The organism is Micromonospora sp. CPCC 205561, from assembly GCF_036906775.1.
In the GTDB taxonomy this organism is placed as follows: domain Bacteria; phylum Actinomycetota; class Actinomycetes; order Mycobacteriales; family Micromonosporaceae; genus Micromonospora.
The window spans coordinates 228602-235311 of the sequence record NZ_JBAKHV010000003.1; the positions used below are offsets into that span (position 1 = coordinate 228602).

Below are 6710 nucleotides of genomic sequence, written 5' to 3' on the forward strand. Positions count from 1 at the left end.
CCGGCCTACCGCTCCGACTGGGCGGCGATCACCTCGCGGGCCAGCTGGCGGTAGTTGCGGGCGCCCGACGAGGCCGGGTCGAGCGTGGTGATCGGGGCACCGGCGACGGTGGACTCCGGGAACTTCACGGTCTTGGTGATCACCGTCTGGTAGACCTTGTCGCCGAACGCCTCCACCACCCGCTGGAGCACCTGCCGGCAGTGGGTGGTGCGGCTGTCGTACATGGTGGCGAGGATGCCCTCGAGCTCCAGGTCGAAGTTGAGCCGCTCACGCACCTTGTCGATGGTGTCCAGCAGCAGAGCGACACCGCGCAGGCTGAAGAACTCGCACTCCAGCGGGATGAGCACGCCGTGCGCCACGGTCAGCGCGTTGATCGCCAGCAGGCCCAGCGAGGGCTGACAGTCGATCAGGATGTAGTCGTACTCCTTGCGGACCGACCGGAGCACCCGGGCCAGCGCCATCTCGCGGGCGACCTCGTTGACCAGCTGGATCTCGGCCGCGGAGAGGTCGATGTTGGCGGGGAGCAGGTGCAGCCCCGCCACGTCGGTCTTGATCAGGACGTCCTCGGCGGTGACGTCGTCCTGCATCAGGAGGTTGTAGACCGACAGGTCGAGGTTGTGCGGGTTGACCCCCAGCCCGACCGAGAGGGCGCCCTGCGGGTCGAAGTCGACCAGCAGCACCTTGCGGCCGTACTCGGCCAGCGCCGCGCCCAGGTTGATGGTCGTGGTGGTCTTGCCCACGCCACCCTTCTGGTTGGCCATCGCGATGATCCGGGCCGGGCCGTGCCGGTCGGTCGGCATCGGCTCGGGGATCGGCTTGCGCATCGTGTATGCCGCCGGATCCGCCGGACCGAGATCCGCCCCGAGCGTGGCCTGCTGCTCGCGGAGCTCCGACGTCCAGGTCTCGGCACGGTCACCGTTGCCAGCCATGTGCTCGTTGCCCCCTCCCGACGACCACCCGGCGTCGGAGCCGTCCGACGTCCTTCGCGGCGCCGCTGCGCACCCCGGTCTGCATCACCATCGCCCCAGGAGGTCCGCGCCGATGCCGACTGTACGCCACCGCCCCGCGGCCCGGTCGCACCCGCTCGGCGTGTCGCCGCCCGCCGACCAGGCCAGCCACCGGCGGCGTCCCCCCACACGCCACCCGCGGGCGCCTTCTTGGCGCGCCTACCGGCCGGCGGTCACCCCCGCGCCCGGGGGTGGGCGGTGGCGTACACCTCACGCAGCCGCTCGACGGTGACCAGCGTGTAGACCTGGGTGGTGGTCACCGAGGCGTGGCCGAGGAGTTCCTGCACCACCCGCACGTCCGCGCCGCCGTCGAGCAGGTGGGTGGCGTAGGAGTGGCGCAGCGTGTGCGGGGAGACCGCCTCCGCCCCCTGCACCGGCAGGCCGGCCCGCGCGGCGGCGCGGCGCAGGACGATCCAGGCGCCCTGCCGGGACAGCGCGCCGCCGCGGGCGTTGAGGAAGACCGCCGGGGTGCCCCGGCCGGCGACGGCCAGCGCGGGACGGCCCCGGACCAGCCAGGCGCGCACCGCCTCGACCGCGTACCCGCCGATCGGCACCAGCCGCGTGCGGCCGCCCTTGCCGCGCAGGAGCACGCTGCCGTCGTCGACGTCGAGGTCGTCCACGGCGGCGCCGACCGCCTCGGAGATCCGCGCCCCGGTGCCGTACAGGAACTCCAGCAGCGCCCGGTCGCGCAGCGCCAGTGGCGCGCCCTCCCCGGTGGCGGTCACGGCGCCGGCGGTCTCCAGCAGCCGCACCACGGCCTCGACCGGCAGCGCGCGGGGCAGCCGGCGCGGCGGGGTGGGCGGGCGGACGTCCCGGCTCGGGTCGGCGCCGGCCAGCCCCTCGCGCAGCGCGAACCGGTGCAGCCCGCGGACGGCGCTGGCCGCCCGCGCGGCGGAGGAGACCGCGAGGGGCGGGTGCTCCTCGTCGCCGGCGCGCAGCCGGGCCAGGTGCGCCTCGACCTGTCCCGGCCCGACGGCGGCCAGCTCCGCCACCCCCGCCGCGGCCAGCGTGGCCAGGTAGCGCTCCAGGTCGCGCCGGTACGACGAGAGGGTGTTGGCCGAGAGGCCCCGCTCGACGGTGAGGTGGTCGAGGTAGCCGCGCACGGCACGGCGCAGGGCCGGCGCGGGCTCCCCGCCCGCGCCGGCCCCGTCCGGTGTGCCGGTCAGTCCGCCGCCCCTCAGGCCAGCGCGTCGGCCAACGCGAGGGTCGACATGCCGTGCGCCTCGGCGACCGGGCCGTAGGTGACCTGGCCGTCGTGGGTGTTCAGGCCCAGCGCCAGCGCCGGGTCGCGGCGCAGCGCCTCGCGCCAGCCGTGGTTGGCCAGCTCCAGGGCGTACGGCAGGGTGACGTTGGTCAGCGCGTAGGTGCTGGTGTGCGGCACCGCGCCGGGCATGTTCGCCACGCAGTAGAGGATCGAGTCGTGCACCTGGTAGGTGGGCTCGGCGTGCGTGGTGGGACGCGAGTCCTCGAAGCAGCCGCCCTGGTCGATGGAGATGTCGACCAGCACGCTGCCCGGCTTCATCCGGGAGACCAGCTCGTTGGAGATCAGGGTCGGGGCCTTCGCGCCCGGCACCAGCACCGCGCCGATGACCAGGTCCGCGTCGAGCACGGCCCGCTCGATCTCGTACGCGTTGGAGGCCACCGTCTGCAGGTGCCCCCGGTAGATGGCGTCGGCCTGGCGCAGCCGGGCCACGTTCTTGTCCAGCAGCAGCACCTCGGCCTGCAGACCGAGGGCGATCGCGGCGGCGTTCATGCCGGAGACGCCGGCGCCGATCACGACCGTCTTCGCCGCGTAGACGCCGGAGACGCCGCCCATCAGGACGCCCCGCCCGCCGCCCTGCCGCTGGAGGTGGTAGGCGCCCACCTGCGGGGCGAGCCGGCCGGCCACCTCGGACATCGGGGCGAGCAGCGGCAGCGACCGGTCGGGCAGCTCGACGGTCTCGTACGCGATGCCGGTGACCTTGCGGTCGACCAGCGCGTCGGTGCACGCCTTCGAGGCGGCCAGGTGCAGGTAGGTGAAGAGCACCTGCCCCTCGCGCATCCGGTGGTACTCCTCGGCGATCGGCTCCTTGACCTTGAGCACCAGCTCGGCGGTCTCCCACACCTCGTCGGCGGTGGCCAGGATCCTGGCTCCGGCGGCGGCGAACTCCTCGTCGCTGATGCTGGACCCGACCCCGGCGCCGGACTCGACGAAGACCTGGTGACCGCTGCGGACGAACTCGTTGACGCCCGCCGGCGTGATCGCCACGCGGTACTCGTGGTTCTTGACCTCGCGTGGGATTCCGACCTTCACGATGCAGACACCTCTCTTCGGGGCTGCGCTCCCCCGACTGCGCGGTGCCACGACGGCCCCTTTGCCGTCGCGGTCCACCGGTCCCGCCGGCGGCAGTCTAGGCGCGTCGCCGCCCCCGGAGAGGCAGCACAGTGGCATCCGGTGCCCGCACACGCTGACGATGTGTCAGGCGTCAAGCGGGCGGGCGGTGGGGCGCCGTCTCGGCCGTCAGGACAATGTTCATCCACCATCGTCCCACTCTTCGGGTACCGCTGAGGACAGGAGACGAGTGGATCACTAGGGTGTCGCCTCATGACCACACCTCCTTACCAGCCCGGCTACCCCAACCAGCCCGGCTACCCGTCGGGCGTCTCCGACAAGAGCAAGGTCGTCGCGGGCGTCCTGCAGATCGTGCTCGGCACCTTCGGCATCGGCCGCTTCTACATGGGCGACACCAAGACCGGCGTCATCCAGATCATCGTCTCGCTGGTGACCTGCGGCGTCGGCGGCATCTGGGGCTTCATCGACGGCATCCTGATCCTGGTCAACGGTGGCGTCGACGGGCAGGGCCGGCCGCTGCGCGACTGACCGGTCCGCGACGACGAAAGGGGCCGTGCGGCGTACCGCACGGCCCCTTCGCGTTCCGTCCCCCGGCTCAGCCGGGCAGCGGCGCGTCGGCCGGGCGCAGCCCCGACCAGCCGGTGTCGCGGGCCCGGGCGGCGGCGAGCAGCCCGGCCACGCAGGAGGCGTTGGTGATCTCGCCGGCCAGGACCATCCGGACGGCCTCGTCCAGGTCTACGCGGGCGACCTGGAGGTCGGCCTCCTCGAAGTGGCGCTCGTGGCGCCGCTCCGCCGGCACCTCCGCGAGGTCGCGGGCCAGGAAGACCCGGACCAGCTCGTTGGTGAAGCCGGGCGAGCTGTGCAGGTCCACCAGGACGTCGATCCGTCCGGCGGTGAGGTCCACCTCCTCGGCCAGTTCCCGCAGCGCGGCGGCGGCGAGATCCTCGCCGGTGACGTCGGTCAGCCCGGCGGGCAGCTCCCACAGGTGCCGCCCGACGGGGTGCCGGTACTGGCGGATCAGCACCACCTGGCCGGCGGCGTCGAGCGCCACCACGGCGACCGCGCCGACGTGCCGGACGAGGTCGCGTACCCCCGTCCCGCCGCCCGGCATGGTCACCTCCTCGCTGACCACCTGGAAGATCCGGCCCCGGTAGCGTTCGGTGCGTGAGCGCACCTCGTAGCGGTGCTCCACGGCGGCCGGCCCGTCCGGCGCCCCGCCGCCGGTCCGGGTGCCCCGCTCGTCGCGCCCGCTCACGAGGCCGACGTCGCCTTCGCGGCGGCGCCGCCGTTGCGGGCGGCCTTCTTCGCCGCCGCGCTCTCGGCCGCGTCCAGGTCGACCGGGAGCTGGTCGGCCTCCGAGTAGGCCACCGCCGCCTTGACGAAGGAGGCGAACAGCGGATGCGGGCGGGTCGGGCGGCTCTTCAGCTCCGGGTGCGCCTGGGTGGCGACGAAGAACGGGTGCAGGCCGCGGTCCAGCTCGACGAACTCGACGAGCCGCCCGTCGGGCGAGGTGCCGGAGATGTGCAGGCCCGCCTTGGTCAGCGCGTCGCGGTAGGCGTTGTTCACCTCGTACCGGTGCCGGTGCCGCTCGCTGGCCTCGGTGCTGCCGTACGCCTCGGCGACCAGCGAGCCCTCGGCGAGCGCCGCCGGATACGCCCCGAGCCGCATGGTGCCGCCCAGGTCGCCCTTGCCGGCGACGATGTCCTCCTGGTCGGCCATGGTCGCGATGACGGGGTGCGTCGCCTCCTCGTCGAACTCCAGCGAGTTGGCGCCCTCCAGGCCGGCCAGGTGCCGGGCCACGTCGATGGTCATGCACTGCAGGCCGAGGCAGAGGCCGAGCAGCGGGATGCCGTTCTCCCGGGCGTACCGGGCGGTGCCGATCTTGCCCTCGATGCCGCGCACCCCGAAGCCGCCCGGGATGACGACGCCGTCCACGCCGGCCAGGGCGGCGGCCGCGCCGGTCGGGGTGACGCAGTCGTCGCTGGGCACCCAGCGCAGCTGCACCCGGGCCCGGTGGCCGAAGCCGGCGGCCCGGATCGCCTCGCTCACCGACAGGTACGCGTCGGGCAGGTCGACGTACTTGCCGACCACGGCGACCGTGACGGTGTGCCGGGGCTGGTGCACGCGGTCGAGCAGGTCGTCCCAGCTGGTCCAGTCGACGTCGCGGAAGGAGAGGCCGAGCCGGCGCACCACGTACGCGTCGAGGCCCTCGCGGTGCAGCACCTTGGGGATGTCGTAGATGCTCGGCGCGTCCGGGGCGGCGGTGACGGCCTCGCGGTCGACGTCGCAGTAGAGCGACAGCTTCTGCTTGACCTTGTCGGGGATCTCCCGGTCGCAGCGCAGCACCAGCGCGTCCGGCTGGATGCCGATGCTGCGCAGCTGGGCCACCGAGTGCTGGGTCGGCTTCGTCTTCAACTCGCCCGACGGGGCGAGGTACGGCACCAGCGAGACGTGCAGGTAGAAGCAGTTGTCCCGGCCCAGGTCGTGGCGGACCTGGCGGATCGCCTCCAGGAACGGCAGCGACTCGATGTCGCCGACGGTCCCGCCGACCTCGGTGATCACCACGTCCGGCACCTGGCCGTCGTCGTCGGGGTCGGCCATGGCCCGGATCCGGGACTTGATCTCGTTGGTGATGTGCGGGATGACCTGGACGGTGTCGCCCAGGTATTCACCGCGCCGCTCCTTGGCGATCACCTCGGAGTAGATCTGGCCGGTGGTGACGTTCGCCTTGCCGGAGAGCGCCCGGTCCAGGAACCGCTCGTAGTGCCCCACGTCGAGGTCGGTCTCGGCGCCGTCCTCGGTCACGAAGACCTCGCCGTGCTGGAACGGGTTCATCGTCCCCGGGTCGACGTTGAGGTAGGGGTCGAGCTTCTGCATCACCACGCGCAGGCCGCGCGCGGTGAGCAGGTTGCCGAGGCTGGAGGCGGTGAGGCCCTTACCCAGCGAGGAGGCGACTCCCCCGGTGACGAAAATGTGCCTGGTCGTCCGTGCTGAAGGGGCCAAGGCCTGCTCCCGTGTCGTCCGTCGCGGTCGTGCAGACCGCCGTGCCGATCAGCAAAGTGATCACGCGATCCACGGGATTCCACGGTAACACCTCACCCGGCCCCACCGCCGGGCGCACCCGGACCGGGCGGCGGGGCGACCCGCGGCCGGCTCAGGAGGCCGTGACCTCGGTCGATGACCGGCCCGCCGCCGTACGCGCCGCGGTGCCGGTCCCGGCCGTCGGCCCGTCCGCACCGGCCGGCGGACGAGGGGCCGGAGGCGTCGGCCGGGCCGCCGATGGCGGGACGGGACCGGTGCCCCGGGCGGTGTCCGGGGCGGGGCCGGGCGGCGCCGGGCGGTCCGGGCCGCGGCCGCCGTCCGGTCCGAAG

General features: G+C 73.6%; 6 protein-coding genes. 1 reads left to right on the top strand and 5 read right to left on the bottom strand.

Going from position 1 to position 6710, the window contains the following annotated elements:
- Positions 1-5: 5 nt before the first annotated feature.
- From V6V16_RS04375 to ald, 3 genes are all read right to left on the bottom strand, one after another.
- Complete coding sequence (locus V6V16_RS04375) at positions 6-929, bottom strand: ParA family protein (protein ID WP_334559639.1); 924 nt, start codon at positions 927-929, stop codon at positions 6-8.
- Positions 930-1180: 251 nt separating this feature from the next.
- Positions 1181-2173 (bottom strand): site-specific tyrosine recombinase XerD, encoded by a 993-nt coding sequence (locus V6V16_RS04380; RefSeq protein WP_334559658.1) that lies wholly within the window; start codon positions 2171-2173, stop codon positions 1181-1183.
- Positions 2174-2184: 11 nt separating this feature from the next.
- Positions 2185-3300 (bottom strand): alanine dehydrogenase, encoded by a 1116-nt coding sequence (gene ald / locus V6V16_RS04385; RefSeq protein WP_334559640.1) that lies wholly within the window; start codon positions 3298-3300, stop codon positions 2185-2187.
- A gap of 291 nt (positions 3301-3591) precedes the next feature.
- Here ald and V6V16_RS04390 point away from each other — a divergent pair, with 291 nt between their 5' ends.
- Positions 3592-3867, top strand: coding sequence for a TM2 domain-containing protein (locus tag V6V16_RS04390; protein WP_334559641.1), 276 nt, complete (start codon positions 3592-3594; stop codon positions 3865-3867).
- 67 nt (positions 3868-3934) lie between these two features.
- Here the strand turns inward: V6V16_RS04390 and V6V16_RS04395 are convergent, their stop codons facing one another.
- Positions 3935-4531, bottom strand: a complete 597-nt coding sequence (locus V6V16_RS04395) for an NUDIX hydrolase (protein ID WP_334559660.1) — start codon at positions 4529-4531, stop codon at positions 3935-3937.
- A gap of 59 nt (positions 4532-4590) precedes the next feature.
- Positions 4591-6342 (bottom strand): CTP synthase, encoded by a 1752-nt coding sequence (locus V6V16_RS04400; protein WP_334559642.1) that lies wholly within the window; start codon positions 6340-6342, stop codon positions 4591-4593.
- Positions 6343-6710: the final 368 nt, after the last annotated feature.